Origin of the sequence: Eubacterium ramulus ATCC 29099, assembly GCF_000469345.1 — a bacterium.
In the GTDB taxonomy this organism is placed as follows: Bacteria; Bacillota; Clostridia; order Lachnospirales; family Lachnospiraceae; genus Eubacterium_I; species Eubacterium_I ramulus.
The window spans coordinates 32,181-47,868 of record NZ_KI271117.1; the positions used below are offsets into that span (position 1 = coordinate 32,181).

At 45.3% G+C, this 15,688-nt stretch carries 13 protein-coding genes; 1 reads left to right on the plus strand and 12 read right to left on the minus strand.

Annotated features, from left to right (window positions below; translation table 11 throughout):
- The 12 genes from HMPREF0373_RS06840 to HMPREF0373_RS06895 form a co-directional block, all read right to left on the minus strand.
- A partial coding sequence (locus HMPREF0373_RS06840; protein ID WP_021738939.1) for a sialidase family protein occupies nucleotides 1-3,752 on the minus strand: 3,752 nt, incomplete at its 3' end.
- 199 nt (nucleotides 3,753-3,951) lie between these two features.
- Nucleotides 3,952-4,743, minus strand: coding sequence for a tRNA pseudouridine(38-40) synthase TruA (truA, locus tag HMPREF0373_RS06845; protein ID WP_021738940.1), 792 nt, complete (start codon nucleotides 4,741-4,743; stop codon nucleotides 3,952-3,954).
- Nucleotides 4,744-4,764: 21 nt separating this feature from the next.
- Nucleotides 4,765-5,568 (minus strand): energy-coupling factor transporter transmembrane component T family protein, encoded by an 804-nt coding sequence (locus HMPREF0373_RS06850; protein WP_021738941.1) that lies wholly within the window; start codon nucleotides 5,566-5,568, stop codon nucleotides 4,765-4,767.
- The gene (locus HMPREF0373_RS06855; RefSeq protein ID WP_021738942.1) at nucleotides 5,562-6,404 is read right to left on the minus strand and encodes an energy-coupling factor transporter ATPase; all 843 of its coding nucleotides are present in this window, start codon (nucleotides 6,402-6,404) and stop codon (nucleotides 5,562-5,564) included. Before HMPREF0373_RS06855 ends, HMPREF0373_RS06850 begins: the two co-directional genes overlap by 7 nt.
- Nucleotides 6,380-7,240: an energy-coupling factor transporter ATPase gene (locus tag HMPREF0373_RS06860; protein WP_021738943.1), complete on the minus strand. Its 861-nt coding sequence runs from the start codon at nucleotides 7,238-7,240 to the stop codon at nucleotides 6,380-6,382. The genes HMPREF0373_RS06855 and HMPREF0373_RS06860 overlap by 25 nt, the downstream gene beginning before the upstream one ends.
- Nucleotides 7,241-7,318: 78 nt before the next feature.
- Nucleotides 7,319-7,825, minus strand: a complete 507-nt coding sequence (gene trmL / locus HMPREF0373_RS06865) for a tRNA (uridine(34)/cytosine(34)/5-carboxymethylaminomethyluridine(34)-2'-O)-methyltransferase TrmL (protein ID WP_021738944.1) — start codon at nucleotides 7,823-7,825, stop codon at nucleotides 7,319-7,321.
- A gap of 3 nt (nucleotides 7,826-7,828) precedes the next feature.
- The gene (locus HMPREF0373_RS06870) at nucleotides 7,829-9,010 is read right to left on the minus strand and encodes a pyridoxal phosphate-dependent aminotransferase (RefSeq protein WP_021738945.1); all 1,182 of its coding nucleotides are present in this window, start codon (nucleotides 9,008-9,010) and stop codon (nucleotides 7,829-7,831) included.
- Nucleotides 9,007-9,489, minus strand: coding sequence for an Lrp/AsnC family transcriptional regulator (locus HMPREF0373_RS06875; RefSeq protein ID WP_021738946.1), 483 nt, complete (start codon nucleotides 9,487-9,489; stop codon nucleotides 9,007-9,009). Before HMPREF0373_RS06875 ends, HMPREF0373_RS06870 begins: the two co-directional genes overlap by 4 nt.
- 71 nt (nucleotides 9,490-9,560) lie before the next feature.
- Nucleotides 9,561-10,556, minus strand: coding sequence for an AIR synthase family protein (locus tag HMPREF0373_RS06880; protein ID WP_021738947.1), 996 nt, complete (start codon nucleotides 10,554-10,556; stop codon nucleotides 9,561-9,563).
- A 40-nt stretch (nucleotides 10,557-10,596) separates the two neighbouring features.
- Nucleotides 10,597-12,156 carry a VanW family protein gene (locus tag HMPREF0373_RS06885; RefSeq protein ID WP_044963287.1) on the minus strand — a complete coding sequence of 520 codons (1,560 nt, stop codon included), beginning with the start codon at nucleotides 12,154-12,156 and terminating at the stop codon, nucleotides 10,597-10,599.
- Between the two features lie 117 nt (nucleotides 12,157-12,273).
- Nucleotides 12,274-13,014, minus strand: coding sequence for a 3'-5' exonuclease (locus tag HMPREF0373_RS06890; protein WP_021738949.1), 741 nt, complete (start codon nucleotides 13,012-13,014; stop codon nucleotides 12,274-12,276).
- Nucleotides 12,993-14,720 (minus strand): B12-binding domain-containing radical SAM protein, encoded by a 1,728-nt coding sequence (locus tag HMPREF0373_RS06895; protein ID WP_021738950.1) that lies wholly within the window; start codon nucleotides 14,718-14,720, stop codon nucleotides 12,993-12,995. The genes HMPREF0373_RS06890 and HMPREF0373_RS06895 overlap by 22 nt, the downstream gene beginning before the upstream one ends.
- A 323-nt stretch (nucleotides 14,721-15,043) precedes the next feature.
- Between HMPREF0373_RS06895 and HMPREF0373_RS06900 the strand changes: the two genes are divergently transcribed.
- Nucleotides 15,044-15,313, plus strand: coding sequence for a hypothetical protein (locus HMPREF0373_RS06900; RefSeq protein ID WP_021738952.1), 270 nt, complete (start codon nucleotides 15,044-15,046; stop codon nucleotides 15,311-15,313).
- Nucleotides 15,314-15,688 lie beyond the last annotated feature (375 nt).

Here is a 15,688-nt window from a genome sequence, read left to right on the forward strand (position 1 = left end):
AAATCTACCTGACCGTCACTTACATACCACCATCCGTTCTCGTTCTGACCGAATCCGGTATAAGATAAATCAAGTACGCCGCCTTTTACATACCACCAGCCATATTCATTGGCAGTAACGCCGGTATAAGATCTGTCTACTTCACCTTTTACGTTCGCATAATACCATCCGGTCTGCTCGCCGACTGTGATATATCGCAATGCATAGGTACGATTCAGATCCGGATCATCCTGTCCGCAGTTTGTGCAGGTTCCGTTTACATAATTATGACCTTTGGCTGCGATCACTTCACCTTTTCTGACAACTTCATCACATACGGTACAAATTTCATCTCCTGTGTAACCTTCTTCTGTGCAGGTTGCCTCTGCTGCACCACGTACTTCCGTCTTGTGACCAGCTGCCTTGATTACTTCACCTTTTTCGATGGTCTGACCGCATGCGGTACAAACTTTATCTCCTGTATAGCCATCCTCAGTACAGGTTGCTTCTGCTGCCCCCTGCACTTCTGTCTGATGTTCCAGTGTCTTGATGGCTTCACCCTTTGCAACGACTTCACCGCAGTTAATACATACTTCATCTCCGGTATAACCTTCCTCTGCGCAGGTTGGCTCTTTTGTATCAACCACAACAGTGGAAGCATGGTCACATACAATACCTTCTTCTTTGACTGCTACAAAGTAAATCACATCTCCGACTTTTACAGAGGTACTTCCATTTGCCACTCCGGTAAATGTAATGGTAGAACTTGCTGTCGCTGCCGGATTTACATAAGTTTCATCGGAAACTTTTGCCACATGCTTGTAGTTGATGCTTTCCAACGTCGGGTTCATGATATAGTAATTTCCACTGACTTTTGAAGTGATCAGATATTCGCCGCCATCCTCGACTCCGGATATACCATTGACGAGTTCATATCCCGGGATTGGAGAATCTGTCGGGGCATTTGCAGACGGTTTATACAGTTCAAATTCACAGGTCAGTGCAGCCAGTGTGGAGTTTCTGTCATAGTATAATCTGGATGCATCGTGCCAGAAGTACAGATAACGCTGGCTTGTAATGCCATAAAATCCAATGGTCTGATTACTTCCTGACTGCAGTTCAATGATTTCACTCACATTCCGGTTCGGAATTCTTGGTGTTCCGATATTTAAGAATGTGGTGCTTCCATCGGTTGTATGTCCGGAAATAACATAGCGGTTTTCATCTACTTTTTTAAATGTATACAGATTATCGGAAATTGCTTTCTTATTCTCTGTAGTAAATGTTGCCACATCGGATGCAGCTAAAACTGCCTGTTCACTGGATGAAACTGTTTCTGTGACTAATTTTGCCACATGATCATATTTTTCCGTCCCGGTGGAAGGAACCAGCACATACCGGCTGCCATTCGCATCTGCTTTTGTAACGATCAGATAGTTTCCGCCCGCTTTCAGTTCTGCAGTACTTTTTACTTTTTTATAACCGTTGATCAGTTCATAATCAGACGCTGAATCAGACGGCATATAGATTTCAAAGTAGCAGTTTGCATCTGCTGTATTCTGTCTGTCAAAATGAAGCTTGGATGCATCTGTATGGTGGAAATACAGATATTTTCCTGCCCCTCCTGTGGAATTATCCATCAGGCTGAATGTATCATCAGAAGCGTTTTTTGTAAATGTGATCAGCGGCTGACTTGCTGTTACATTTGGAAGTCCGGATTTGCTGGAAGCTTTCGGACCCAGATAAATTGCCGTACCGTCTGCACCCATTGCTTTTACTTTATAAGTATCTGTGCCGCTTCCTGCCTCCAGTGTATACAGGCATTTATTCAGATTTACTCTCTGCCCGTTGAAAACTGCAATGGCTGTGCCAAGCTGTGCACTTGTTTTTTCAATGGTCTCTTTTATATCTGTTCCATCGATGGTCACATTTGCAACTTTACTATCTACGGAAGAAAGATCTGTATCTGCATAATTTACACCTTTGATATCAACTGTTTTTGTCTCGCCTTTTTCAAGATCAATGACTTTGTAATTTTCAGCATCTGTTACAGTGACATTCATAACCACAGATTCATCTTCTGATGTGACAGTTACTTTTACCTGTTTTAAACCTGTGACATTAGATCTTGCTTTCAGTGTCAGTTTTCCATCCTTATAAGTTGCGCCCACAACCGCTCTGTTGGATGATGAAACCTGTACGTCAGCATCTTCTTTTGATGTATTTACCTTATAAGATACTGTTTGATCCGGTTTCATTACCGCAGATTTCACGACTTTGTCATTCTCATCGGTAACCCATACTCTGTCGGTTGACACATTCGGTGCCACATCCTCAAATGCAAGTTTTTCAAACTGCAGTTTGTTATCATCATACTCATACAGAAGTCCCAGGTCACCATTTTTCAGTTCTGTAATGCAGGAGTATGCATAATGAGAACCGTTGGTCACTACATATGGATCGGACTGCCACTGGATACTGCCATTCTCCTGCACCAAGCCCAGCCAGATCCTGCCGGAATTGCGCGCACTTGTATCGGATGGTCCAGCAAACAGGATTGCTGTCTTTCCATTGACTTTCTTGGAATAAGTGATGGCTGTCAGCTGGCAGTTATTATTGTAACTGATGCCCATGGATTTCGGCCCAGACCATGTCGTTCCGTTATCCTCTGATACATAGTAAACATTCTGTCTGCGGACAAACATATAGACTCTTCCGTCTGCCTCTGTCATAACTGCCTCAGAACTGATCGCAGACATAGACGCTCCACGATGCCAGGTCGCACCATTGTCATCCGAATAAATTATTGAACTGTTCTTGTCTCCGCCGGTAAACTCATAACAGGTAAACATGATTCTTCCGGTGGATGTCACAATACCACGTCCCGGTCCAACCAGAAGTGTCTGCTCACTTTCCTTCTTTACATTTGTGAGCTGTGGTGCAGACCATGTGGCTCCGTTATCTGTTGATTTTACGATATAAATAAAATCCGTCGGATATGGGAAATATGGAGAATCGCCGCAGAACAGGTTTGTATCTACTGCATTTTCTCCCTCTATGCTCTTAATATTGAAATGATCATCGATCACATATCCTGCAACTGTGTTACCCTCATTGTCTTTGATCTCATAATAAGAATCTGCTGTTGCATCTGATTTTTTCTCCAGATGATAGCTGAAACTTGCCACGGAACGCAGAGCAGAGTTTGATACTCCATTCACGTTTTCTGTAACTGCTGCCAGAAGCAAATTTCCATTCGCATCATATCCGGTGCTTCCGGTCTTTGGCGCATAAGCCGCACTGTTCAGCCCGATGGCTGCCGGATACAGATCACAGGCCATATAGATGGCATCTCCTTTGGTAACCAGAGCCGCATCGATAAATGCGCTGGAATAATAGTTGAACTTGTTTCCATTATCTCCCAGATAATTTGCCACGGTGTAGGACCAGTTTTCTCCATCATCTGTAGATCTGGAAACAACCGTATCAATTCCGCCGCCATCGCCGCATTTATCCCAGCGGATATCTGTCGCTGCCACCAGTGTGCCATCCGCTGCGGTGGTCAACGCCGGAATACGGAATCTGGTATAACCGTTTGTGGAATTGTGCTCTCCCAGAAATAATTTTTCCGGAAACGGCTGAGACACGGTTGTGCCATTTGCCGGTCTCGCTCCGTCTCTTACATTGTTTGCCGCACTTGCAGTAATCGGTAATCCCCCAAATGCAAGAACGCCTGCCAGTAAAAGTGCCAGGATTCTTTTCTTGTTTCTCATATGCTCTCCCTTTCTGTTCAAGACCTGTCCGCAAATGCTGTGGTATTCTTCCTTTTCATACAATCATTACAACTTTTTTTGCATGACAGTTCTATCAATTTAGTTACTATAATTTCTATTGTATCTTAAACAGAAAAAAACTGCTTGGAATTACTTGCGTTCTCTTCAGCAGTTTTTATATAATTTGGAACTTATTCCTCTATTTCTCAGTTAATTTCCCACCTGGCCTCATCAGGGTCTCCGGCCGAATCTCATATTCCAATCCAATCATAGTGAGACCGTGAGCCGGTGCAGTCGGTCCTGCCGCTTTCCGATCCTTTTTCTCTAATATCGCTGGAATATCCTCCGGTGCAATTTTACCGATTCCCACATCAAAAAGCGTTCCTGCAATGATCCTCACCATATTATAAAGGAATCCGCTTCCGGTGATTCGAATCGTCAATACTTCACCATCCTGTTTTAATTCGCAGGAATAAATCGTGCGGGTCGTATCTTCCACAGCCGTATTTACCGAACAAAAACTTTTAAAATCATGTGTTCCCTTGAACCGTCTTGCTGCCTCACACATTGCCGGAATGTTCAGTTTTCGATAAACAAACCATGTATCCAGCCGTCGCTGAGGCATCGGGAATTCGCGATTCAAAATGCGGTACTCATATGTTTTACGGCTGTTACAATGACGCGGATGCCAGTCCGGTGGTACCTCGCAGGAATTCTGCACTACAATATCCTCCGGCAGCCGCTGATTTAACGCATAGGAAATCTTTTCTGCCGGCATACGGGCATTCGTATCAAAAACTGCCACATTTCCATAAGAATGTACGCCGGAATCTGTACGGCTCGCACCGATCACCACAATATCTTCCTTCAATAATTTACTTAATTCCCTGTTCAGAACACCCTCTATCGTAATTCCGTTTGGCTGCACCTGCCACCCACAATAATTGGTGCCATCATAGGCCACCACAAGTTTCACTCGTTTCACACTCATCTTTATCCGTCTCTTATGTTATTATATAGAAATTCTAATCACAATAACCACTGCCAGATACAGTACCATCACCACATACGCTTTGTAATCCACAGAAATATAATGCAACGGTTTCATCTTTGTCCGTCCTTCACCACCATGATAGCAGCGTGCTTCCATCGCTGTCGCCAGATCATTTGCTCTACGGAACGCTGACACAAACAACGGTACCAGGATCGGTACCATCGCTTTTGCTTTTTGAATGATATTACCCTCTTCAAAGTTCGCTCCTCTTGCCATCTGCGCTTTTTTGATCTTGTCCGCTTCCTCTGCCAGGATTGGGATAAAACGCATGGCAATGGACATCATCATGGCAATCTCATGCACCGGAACACCGATCTTAGAAAGTGGTTTCAGTCCTTCTTCCAAGCCGTCTGTCAGCTTATTCGGTGTGGTAGTCAGCGTCATTACCGAGGTTCCCACAACCAGATACACCAGACGGATCGTAAAATAGACCGCATTGCTGACACCGGTATCTGTAATATGAATAAATTTCCAGGCGAAATAAGTCTGCACTCCCTGTGTGAAAAACAGGTTACACACCGCAGTGATGACCACCAGTAGCCAGATTGCCCGCACACCTTTCAACATAAAGGAAAACGGTACATGTGACATCCGAATAATGGCTATCAAAAACAATGTCACCACGATAAATCCCACAAAATCATGAAACAGAAACAGAGACACAATGTACATCAGTGTCGCCACCAGTTTCACCCGGGGATCCAGCCGGTGAATGACTGATTCCGTCGGATAATATTGTCCAAGTGTAATATCCTTTAACATAACTTTATAATCTCTTTCTTTGCTTCCTCGATCGTTGTCACTGTCGTATCCACAGGAAATCCGGCTTTTTCCAGATCTTTCATCAGATAAGTCACCTGCGGGGCCGCCAATGACACCTGTTCCAGCTCTTGCACATGGGAAAATACTTCTGAAGGTGTTCCGTCCAACATCAATGTTCCATGATTTAAAACTACGATCCGCTGTACATAATTTGCCATATCTTCCATACTGTGTGATACCAGAAGCACCGTCATGTCCATCTTTTCATGTAATTCCCGGATCAGGTCAAACAGTTCATCCCGCCCCTTCGGATCCAGACCGGCCGTTGGTTCATCCAGGATCAATACCTTCGGATTCATGGCAATGACTCCGGCAATGGCGGCACGCCGTTTCTGTCCGCCGGACAATTCAAAGGGAGACATTTCCCAGTATTTCTCAGGAAGTTTTACCCGCACCAGAGCCTCTCTGGCTTTTTCCAATGCCTCTTCCTCAGAAAATCCCTGATTCTGCGGGCCGTATGCCGCATCCTTCAACACGGTCGTCTCAAAAAGCTGATACTCCGGATATTGGAACACCAGACCGACACGTCCCCGCAGGGATCGCAGAGAATAGCCCGGTGCATAAATATCTTCCCCGTCATAATAAATATGTCCTTCATCTGCTTTAATCAGGCCGTCCAGCAGCTGGATCAGTGTAGATTTTCCTGAACCGGTATGACCAATAATGCCAATAAATTCACCGTCGTGAATCTCAAGGCTCAGATTTTTTAACGCATGTATTTCATATGCACTGCCTTGTGCATAAGTATAACTCAGGTTTTCGATTTTAATTGACATATTGCCTCCACCAGTTCCTGTCTGCTCAAGATTCCATCCGGAAGCGGCAGACCTTCCTGCTTCAGTTCCCAGGCCAACCGGGTAATCTGCGGAACATCCAGTCCGTATTCCAACAATGTATCCACCTGTGAAAATATATCACGGGGCATGCCCTGCATCACTACATGTCCATCATCCATGACAAACACATAATCCGCATCAATGACTTCTTCCATATAGTGCGTGATCAGAATGACTGTCACACCTTTTTGCCGGTTCAGACGATGCACCGTGTTCAATACTTCTTTCCGTCCATTTGGATCCAGCATGGCGGTAGGCTCATCCATAATAATGCACTTCGGCTCCATCGCCACGACACCGGCAATCGCCACACGCTGCTTCTGTCCGCCGGACAGACGGTTTGGGGAATGATAGCGATATGCTGTCATGCCGACTGCCTCCAGGCTCTTTCCGACACGCTCCCAGATTTCCTCCGTCGGAACACCGATATTTTCCGGCCCAAAGGCCACATCTTCTTCCACGACTCCGGCCACGATCTGATTATCCGGATTTTGAAAGATCATACCGGCTTCCTTGCGGATATCCAGAATGTTCTCCTCTTTTGACGTATCTTTTCCATCTACCCAGACAGTACCTTCGCTCGGTGTCAGCAATGCATTCAGATGTTTTGCAAAAGTAGATTTACCGGAACCATTATGCCCCAGAACGGCAATAAACTGCCCTTCTTCTACTTCAATATTCACATCATCCAGCGCCAGCGTCACATCTTCTATTTCTCCCTGTTCATCCCGGCGTACAAATTTATGTTTTAACTTTTCTGCCTTAATAAATGCCATGTGTAAGAATCCTCTTTCACGCTTATCTTCTCATTTTCTGTGAATCATTACATTTTCACACAAAATAGCTTAAGCACATTATTCTATATAATCGTCAAACTTTGTCAGATGTCCCATCAGCTGCATCTGAGAAAAATCATTCTGGCGCAGTGCTTCGTACAGCACAACGGCCACCGAATTAGACAGATTCAGGGAGCGGATTTCACTCAACATCGGAATCCGCACGCATCTGTCTTTGTTATGTGCCAGAATCTCTTCCGGAATTCCGGCGCTCTCTTTGCCAAACATAATGTAACAGTCTTCCTCATAGGACACTTCTGTATACACATTCTGTCCTTTTGTGGTTGCCATATAAATCTTTGCACCCGGATTTTTCTCCAGAAATTCCTGATAATTCACATAAGTGGTCACATCCAGATCTTTCCAGTAATCCATTCCCGCACGCTTGATCTGCTTCTCATTCAAACGAAATCCCAGAGGTTCAATCAGATGCAGGCGGGTACCTGTTGCCACACAGGTACGCCCGATATTTCCGGTATTTGCCGGAATCTCCGGCTCATACAGCACGATATTTAACTTTGCCATAATCTATGCTTCCTTTTTCTCTGCACGAAGCTTCTGTACAAAACGCTCCATGCGGTCTAATGCTTCTTTCAACGCTTCCAGTGAATATGCATAGGAAATTCGCAGAAATCCTTCGCCGCATGCGCCGAAAGCGGTTCCGGGAACGACTGCAACTTTTTCTTCCTGCAAAAATCTGGTGGCAAACTCATCAGAAGTCATACCAAATTCCTTAATACACGGAAATGCATAAAATGCACCAAACGGCTCAAAACACTCAAGTCCCATCTCTTTAAAACGATGCACAAGATAACGACGGCGGCCGTTGTATTCGTCACGCATATGTGCCACATCCTCATCCCCGTTTTTCAGTGCGGAAACACCTGCATACTGGCTGGTTGTCGGTGCACACATAATAGCAAACTGATGGATCTTCAGCATCTGCTTTAAGATTACCTGCGGTCCGCAAGCATATCCGATACGCCATCCTGTCATCGCATGGGATTTGGACAGACCATTGATATAAATGGTACGGTCCCTCATTCCGGGCATTGCAGCAATGGACACATGACCTTCCTCTGTATAAGTCAGTTCAGAGTAGATTTCATCCGTAATAACATACAGATCGTTTGCAACAATGACATCCACCAATTCTTCCAGATCACTGCGCTCCATAACCGCACCTGTCGGATTATTCGGAAATGGAAGTACAAGAATCTTTGTCTTCGGTGTGATCGCTGCTTCCAGTTCATCTCTGGTCAGTCGGAACTGATTTTCTGCTTTCAGTTCAATGACCACCGGAACACCGCCTGCCAGTCTTGCACATGGCAGATACGATACATAGCTTGGCTGTGGAATCAATACTTCATCCCCCGGATCCAGCATGGCACGCATTGCAATATCAATGGCCTCGCTTCCGCCGACAGTAACCATGATCTCATGGTTATAATCATAATCCAGACCGTATTTCCGGTTCAGGAAATTGGAAATCTCAATTTTTAATTCTTTTAAACCTGCATTTGATGTATAGAAAGTTCTACCTTTTTCCAACGAATAGATACCCTCATCACGAATATGCCATGGTGTGTCAAAATCCGGCTCACCAACACCAAGAGAAATTGCATCCTTCATTTCACTTACAATGTCAAAAAACTTACGGATACCGGATGGTTCAATTTCTGTAATTACTTTTGATAATGGGTTTCTCATGGTGTCATCAGCATCCTTTCATCTTTTTCTTTTTCTGCCATAATGGTTCCGTGGTCTTTGTACTTTTTCAAAATAAAGTTTGTCTTTGTACTAAGCACGGACTCCAGCGGTGAAAGTTTGTCTGACACGAACTGTGCTGCTTCACGCAGAGTACGTCCTTCAATAGTTACCAGCAGGTCGTAGCTTCCGGAAATCAGGTAAACTGCATTTACCTCCGGATAGTTGTAAATACGCTCTGCAATCTTGTCAAATCCCTGCCCTCTCTGTGGGGTAACACTTACCTCGATCAGAGCAGTTACTTTTTCAATATCAGTCTTATCCCAATTGATCAGCGTATGATAGCCGCAAATGACATGATCTGCTTCCATCGCAGCCAGCTCATTTGCCACACTAAGCTCATCCTCGCCGAGAATAATTGCCAGTTCTTTGATATCAATACGACTGTTTTTTTCTATAAATGTTAAAATTTTTTCACGCATTGTCAGTTCTCCTTCACATTTCTCAACATTTTATAACCACTGGTTCTGAAGAATACCAGCATTCGACGGTTCTATATCTTGAACTCCATACCGTATACCTGAACCCCCGCCCGCAGCGGTTCTAAAAATCTGCGTTCGTCCTCGTTGATCACAACCCGGTCATTGTCCGCTGTGGCTTTTCCGATCACAACAGCCGGAATCCCCTGCTGCTTCAGATCCAATACCAGACGATTGCCATCCGGCGCAGCCAGCAACAGGCTCCCGGTGGAACCCAGCTGATATGGATTCAGATCAAAAAACTCACAGATTTCTACGGTTTCCTGCCGAATCGGTATCTTCTTTAATTCGATTTCCAGTCCGACGCCAGAAGCTTCTGCCAGTTCCCACAATGCACCGAAAATGCCTCCTGTGGTCACATCATGCATGGCTCTCACGCCAGACTTCACGGCGGTAGCAGCCTCCGGAATCACTGAAAAATACTGTTGAAACCGTTCTGCATCATCCAGAAGATGCCGTGGATATCTGGAGAGTAATGCCTCTCTGCGGCTGCGGGCAAGTTTTGCCGTCGCCTCCAGTGCGATCCATTTCGTCACAACAATGTCGTCCCCCGGCTTTGCACCTGTGGTAGTGGAAAGCATTCCCTTCTTTGCTTTTCCTACCGCCGCAATAGAAACAACCGGGCGCTTCACTGCATCAGTCACTTCTGTATGTCCGCCCAGGATCTGTACCTGCAATGGTTCACATTCCTGTGCAATCATCTGAACCATCTGACGCATCTGCGCTTCCTCAATCTCAGGCGGAAGCAGTGCTGTCAGCATCAATCCCACAGGTTCCGCACCTCCGGCAGCCAGATCATTCAGATTCGCATGCACGGCACACCGTCCATCCAAAGAATCTTCCCAGATTACCGGGTCGGCAGAGATCACTGCTACTTCATCCTCTGCCACCGCAAAAGCTGCACAATCCTCTCCGATACCCGCTGCCAGCAGTACATCCGGACGTTTCAGATGCAATTGTTTGAAAATGGAACGTTTCAATACGCTCTCTGCTATTTTTCCCTGTTTCATAATTTATGTTCCCTTATTATTTCCGAATATTCTGTCAGACCTACTGTGCTGTCTGTGCCGGAACAGTTGTCTGCTGTGTCTGATCCTGTGTCTGTCCCTGCTGTGCAGAATCTGCCGGCTGCTGTGTCATATCTGTTGTTGTATCTGCTGCCGGCTGCTGCACTGCATTTTTCCACTGTGCCGCTGCTGCCCGGATCGTTGCCTCATTCTGGCTTGCAATCGCTGCTTTCATCGCCGAAACAGCTTCCGGATTGGCAGATGACGTACCTACGGCATAGATCTTCGGTGAGGCTTTGTATGTCGTCTTATTAAATATTTCCCGGCTCTGCTCCACACCGTCCACAGTGACCACCTTCCACAAACGGGCCGATTTTCCCACATGCGCACTCTGTGTCTGCGTGATTGTTCCTACTGCATCTGAAGAAGCCTCGAATTTCACACCCGGATCGGTAGTACTTAATGTCTCACTGACAAAAGAAACTTTCCGGTTTGCAGCTCGGGTCTCCTGTCCGTAAATGGTAAAAGATACATTTGATCCGCTGGCAGATCCTTCTATATAAATCGGTGCTTCAGTATTATTTTTAAACTTAAAATCTTTATACTCTCCGGCAATCGCCGCATCTGCGGAAGGATCGACATAACCGACGATCATGGAATGACCGGAACGCTCCGTCACTTCCAATTCTGCACGGATGACTGCATTATACAGGGTAGTAGATACCTGACAGATTCCACCACCATATGCATCCACAGTGGTACCGTTTTCATAGGCGCCTGCCAGCTTATAGCCATTATCCGCATTAAACGGTGCCACAGTCTGATATACGGAAAATTCTTCTCCCGGATAAATCACACTGCCATTGATCTTCTTACTTCCGTTGGCAATATTTGCCTTTCTTCCGGCTGCAGAAGATGCATAATTCGTGCTGAAAGTTCCCAGTACATCTTTTACTTTTGACAGTTCCTCCTCCGAACCCTGCGGTTTTGTCACCTCTGCCGCCAGTTCCACGGTATTGTCATCCTTCCAGCCTTCTTTCAGGCTATCATCAATGGCATCCACGGATTTTTTCACATCCACAACGATTCCATCCTGCCCTTCGATGATCTTGAATGCTCCATTTTCACGGGTCAGACCGAAATCAACGGCTTCCCGGTTCAGTTCTGATGTATGATCCTCCAGATATGCGGTTGTCTTTTCTGCATCCACCATCAGCGGAAGTTTGAATACTTTATCCTCATGTTCCAGATCTTTGCCCGCTTTATAACGTGCGATCAGGTTGCCGCTTTTTCCGTAAGCCACAGCCTCTTTCACACTCTCCTGATCTTCCCAGGTAAGTCCCAGTTCCTCTGCTGTTGCCTCCACAGAAACATTATTGATGGTAAGTGTAATAGTTTTATCCCCCAGATCCTGTACATAATCCTGTACCGCATCCACAGCTTCTTCCTTTGTCATACCGCCTACTGCAACATCCCCGATAAAGATCCGGTCCGCGATCACCGGATGTTCTCCTTTTTTTGCCTGTGCCGTCTGATGACCGAATCCCACTGTCAGCAACACGGCTGCCCCGAGAACCGGTAATACTCTGATCCATTTTTTCATGTTCTGTTCACCTTTCCAAATCATATCAGAAATGCAGATAAAATGCCGGTTACTACCATTGCCACCAGCACGATCAATACTACAATTGACGCTAACAGTCTTTTTTTCTTTGACCTTTTATACATTGTCCGAACCCTCCTGTTCCGGAATTCTTCCATACTGCGCATAAATCTTGTCAATCATACGCGAAGCCTCACTTTTTGTCAGGCTGTCAAGTTCAATATTAAACTCTATTCTATGATAAATCATCAAATGATTCAAGTCTCTTTTTTGTGCCGGAGTCAGCGGTCCCTGCTTTTTCACCTTGTAATGCAGCGGCTTTGGTACAAACAGTCCCGGCTCCTGCTGCTGATACTTCTGTTGCAGCATTAAAAACAGTTCTGCCGTTGCTTTTGCATCGTCCACCGCCCGGTGCGCATGTTCCCGGTCAATCTGAAAATATCCGCACAGTGCCTCCAGCGATTTTTTCTCCGGCTCCTTCAGTACTTTTCTGGCAATCTTCAACGTATCCAGGGCACTCCGCTCCAACGATATCTTATGATTGACTGCACATTGTTTCAAAAAACTGTAATCAAAGATCACGTTATGTCCAAGAAATGGCGCCTCTCCCGCAAACTCCAGAAATTTTCGCAAAGCCTCCTCTGCCTCCGGAGCATCCTCCACCATCTCCGGCCGGATTCCTGTCAGTTCCGTAATCCGTGCATCAATCCTGCGATGCGGATTCACAAATGTCTGAAACGTGTCCCGCAACTGTCCGTTCACCAGACGCACCGCACCAATCTCCAGGATCCGGTCTGTTTTAACCTGCAGTCCGGTCATCTCCAGATCCACCGCAATCAGTTCTCTGATCGGTTCCATGTGGTATCTCCCTCCATTTCTGCTTCGCTGATTTCGGTAAATGCTGCTTCATTTGTTAACGGATCACGTACTTCATAGGCAAACAATAACCACATCGGCTGTTCCTTCTGCCTCAGAGTTCCCCGTGCATCCAGCCAGTTAAATTTCTCCAGATGACAGTATTTTTTTTCCAGTCCATGTGCCCGCAGATAAGCGGATGTTTTCTTTTTCTCTAATGCCAGGTCCCGTGCCCATATCGGCCGGCTCTTGGATTTTTCAATTTTATACAGGTCAAAAATCAAAGCCTCTTCATAAGCCGCCCGATGTCCGGCATCCACACTCTCTGCAAATTCCAGTACTATTTCGGTCCTGCGCACACGGTTATGGCTGCAATCCAGATACCCATGACTTCTATAAAAATGTCCCATATCAAGAAACATTTGAAAAGCACTTGCATACCGTTGCTCCAGAACAGCCAGATATGTCAGAAACTGGCCACTATTATAATGAAGTTCCAACATTTCTTCCACCAGGCGGATTTCCAGCATCTCATCATAGGAAACCCATTTGCTGGCCAGCACTTCATACGGCGGTTTTGTCCGGTAGATCAGTCCATATTCGGATGCATGCTCATACATATAGGAACCTTTCAGCACTTTCAGAAATCCCAGCTGCAGCTGCTGCGGATGCAACGCATAAATGTCATCAAAAGACTGCTGAAATCTCTCATAATCTTCAAACGGAAGTCCTGCGATCAGATCCAGGTGCTGATGTATATTTTTCCCTGCTTTCACCCGGTTCACAGCCCGATACACGTCCTCTAACCGCATAGTACGGTGAATCTCACGGATTGTAGATCCGTTCGTAGACTGTACACCAATCTCAAGCTGAATCAGCCCCGGCCGCATATCAGAAATCAGTTCCAGTTCATCCTCGCGGAGCAGATCTGCGGATATTTCAAAATGAAAATTCGTAATACCGTTGTCATGTTCCTTGATATAATTCCAGATTCCCATAGCATGCTCATGCCGGCAGTTAAAGGTACGGTCCACAAATTTCACCTGTGGCACTTTTGCATCAATAAAAAACTGCAGTTCCCTGTATACAAGCGGAAGACTGCGAAACCGCAGCTTCTTGTCTACCGAAGACAGGCAGTAACTGCAGGAAAACGGGCAGCCACGGCTGGATTCGTAATAAATGATCCGGTGTTCAAAATCCTGCAGATTCGCATAACAAAATGGAAGTTCGTCCATGGGAAGCAGGCTGCGCAGGGGTTGGACCGCCACCGTTCCATCCCCTCGCCGATAGGAAATACCGTCGATTTTTTCCAATGAGCTTTCCTGTTCAAAACTGGTACACAGTTCGGTCAGTGTCTGTTCCCCTTCCCCCATCATAATTCCGGTAATCGCAGGATTTTCCTTCAGAAAACGTTCCGTCTCAAACGAAACCTCAGGACCACCAACCCAGATTGGCACCTCCGGCCGCAGCTTGTGAAATTCTGCCGCCAGTTCCCTTACATATTCAATGTTCCAGATATAGCAGGAAAAAATCAACACATCCGGTTTCTGGCAATAGATTTTTTCCAGAATATCATCCAGCTGATTATTAATGGTATATTCCGCCCGTTCTATCTTATGTCCCTGTGCTTCTGCATACGCCTGCAAAGAATAAACGGCCAAATTTGAATGGATATATTTTGCATTAATCGCGGTCAGTAAAATCTTCATCTAAAATCTTTCATCTCTTTTCTCTCTTTATGATCCGCATTCACCGATCATGTATCTTATTCATCTCAGTCTGAGTCAAATAAATCTGACTTGAACTTTTCATAAGTATTTCATACGATACCACAAACCCCAAAAAAAGTGAAGCGAAAAGGAATACAAAAAAATCTGCATTTCTCTCAGTCTGAGATGAATATGTCAGTTTACGCTGACCAGAATCACGCACCAGATTTCACGGGCGTTCGACTTGAACTATGCTTGCACATTTTCCCTGCAAAAGTTAAAATAATTTGTAACTATTCAAGAATTTTGAAAGGACGATTCTCATGATTGAAAGAACAGATATTTTTAACATTAACTTCTATAAAAAAGAGCGGTTTCACGGCAGCTACAAAGGCATGCACTACCGCATTGAAAAATATGAACCGGAAGAAGGGGACACTGTGCTTCGGGTGACTGTATGGCCGGGACCTTATAATTTTGATACCACGCCGGATGAACAAAAAAACTGCGCCAGCTATCCATTTACCGAGGATGGTCTGACGCAGGTATGTGATCATTTGAACGAATTTTATGCGGCACATTTTTGTAACTGAATCAATTCTTGTTTGTCTTGTTGTTGGCTGAAATTTAATTTTTAATACGAAAACGAAGCATCCTGTCAGGACGCTAGACGCTCACTACCCTCGTTTCACGTCGTTTTCATCGCGCTCGTTCCCACGCCTGAAAAAGAGGTCGTTTCCACTCGCGCAAAAACTCGTGAAACTCGGTCGTTTGCTTAATCGCTTTCCCTGACAGGATGCTTCATTTTCTGTATTTACACAGTGAAATAATCAGCCATTCACACGACGCACTGCGTGCCACACATGCATATAAGCTGATAGCATAGTCTCTGTTGACTTTAGCTTCCGTGTCATTCTTTGCTCTATATAAATTTGTGCATGCGACATAACGAATATTATGTCATCAGC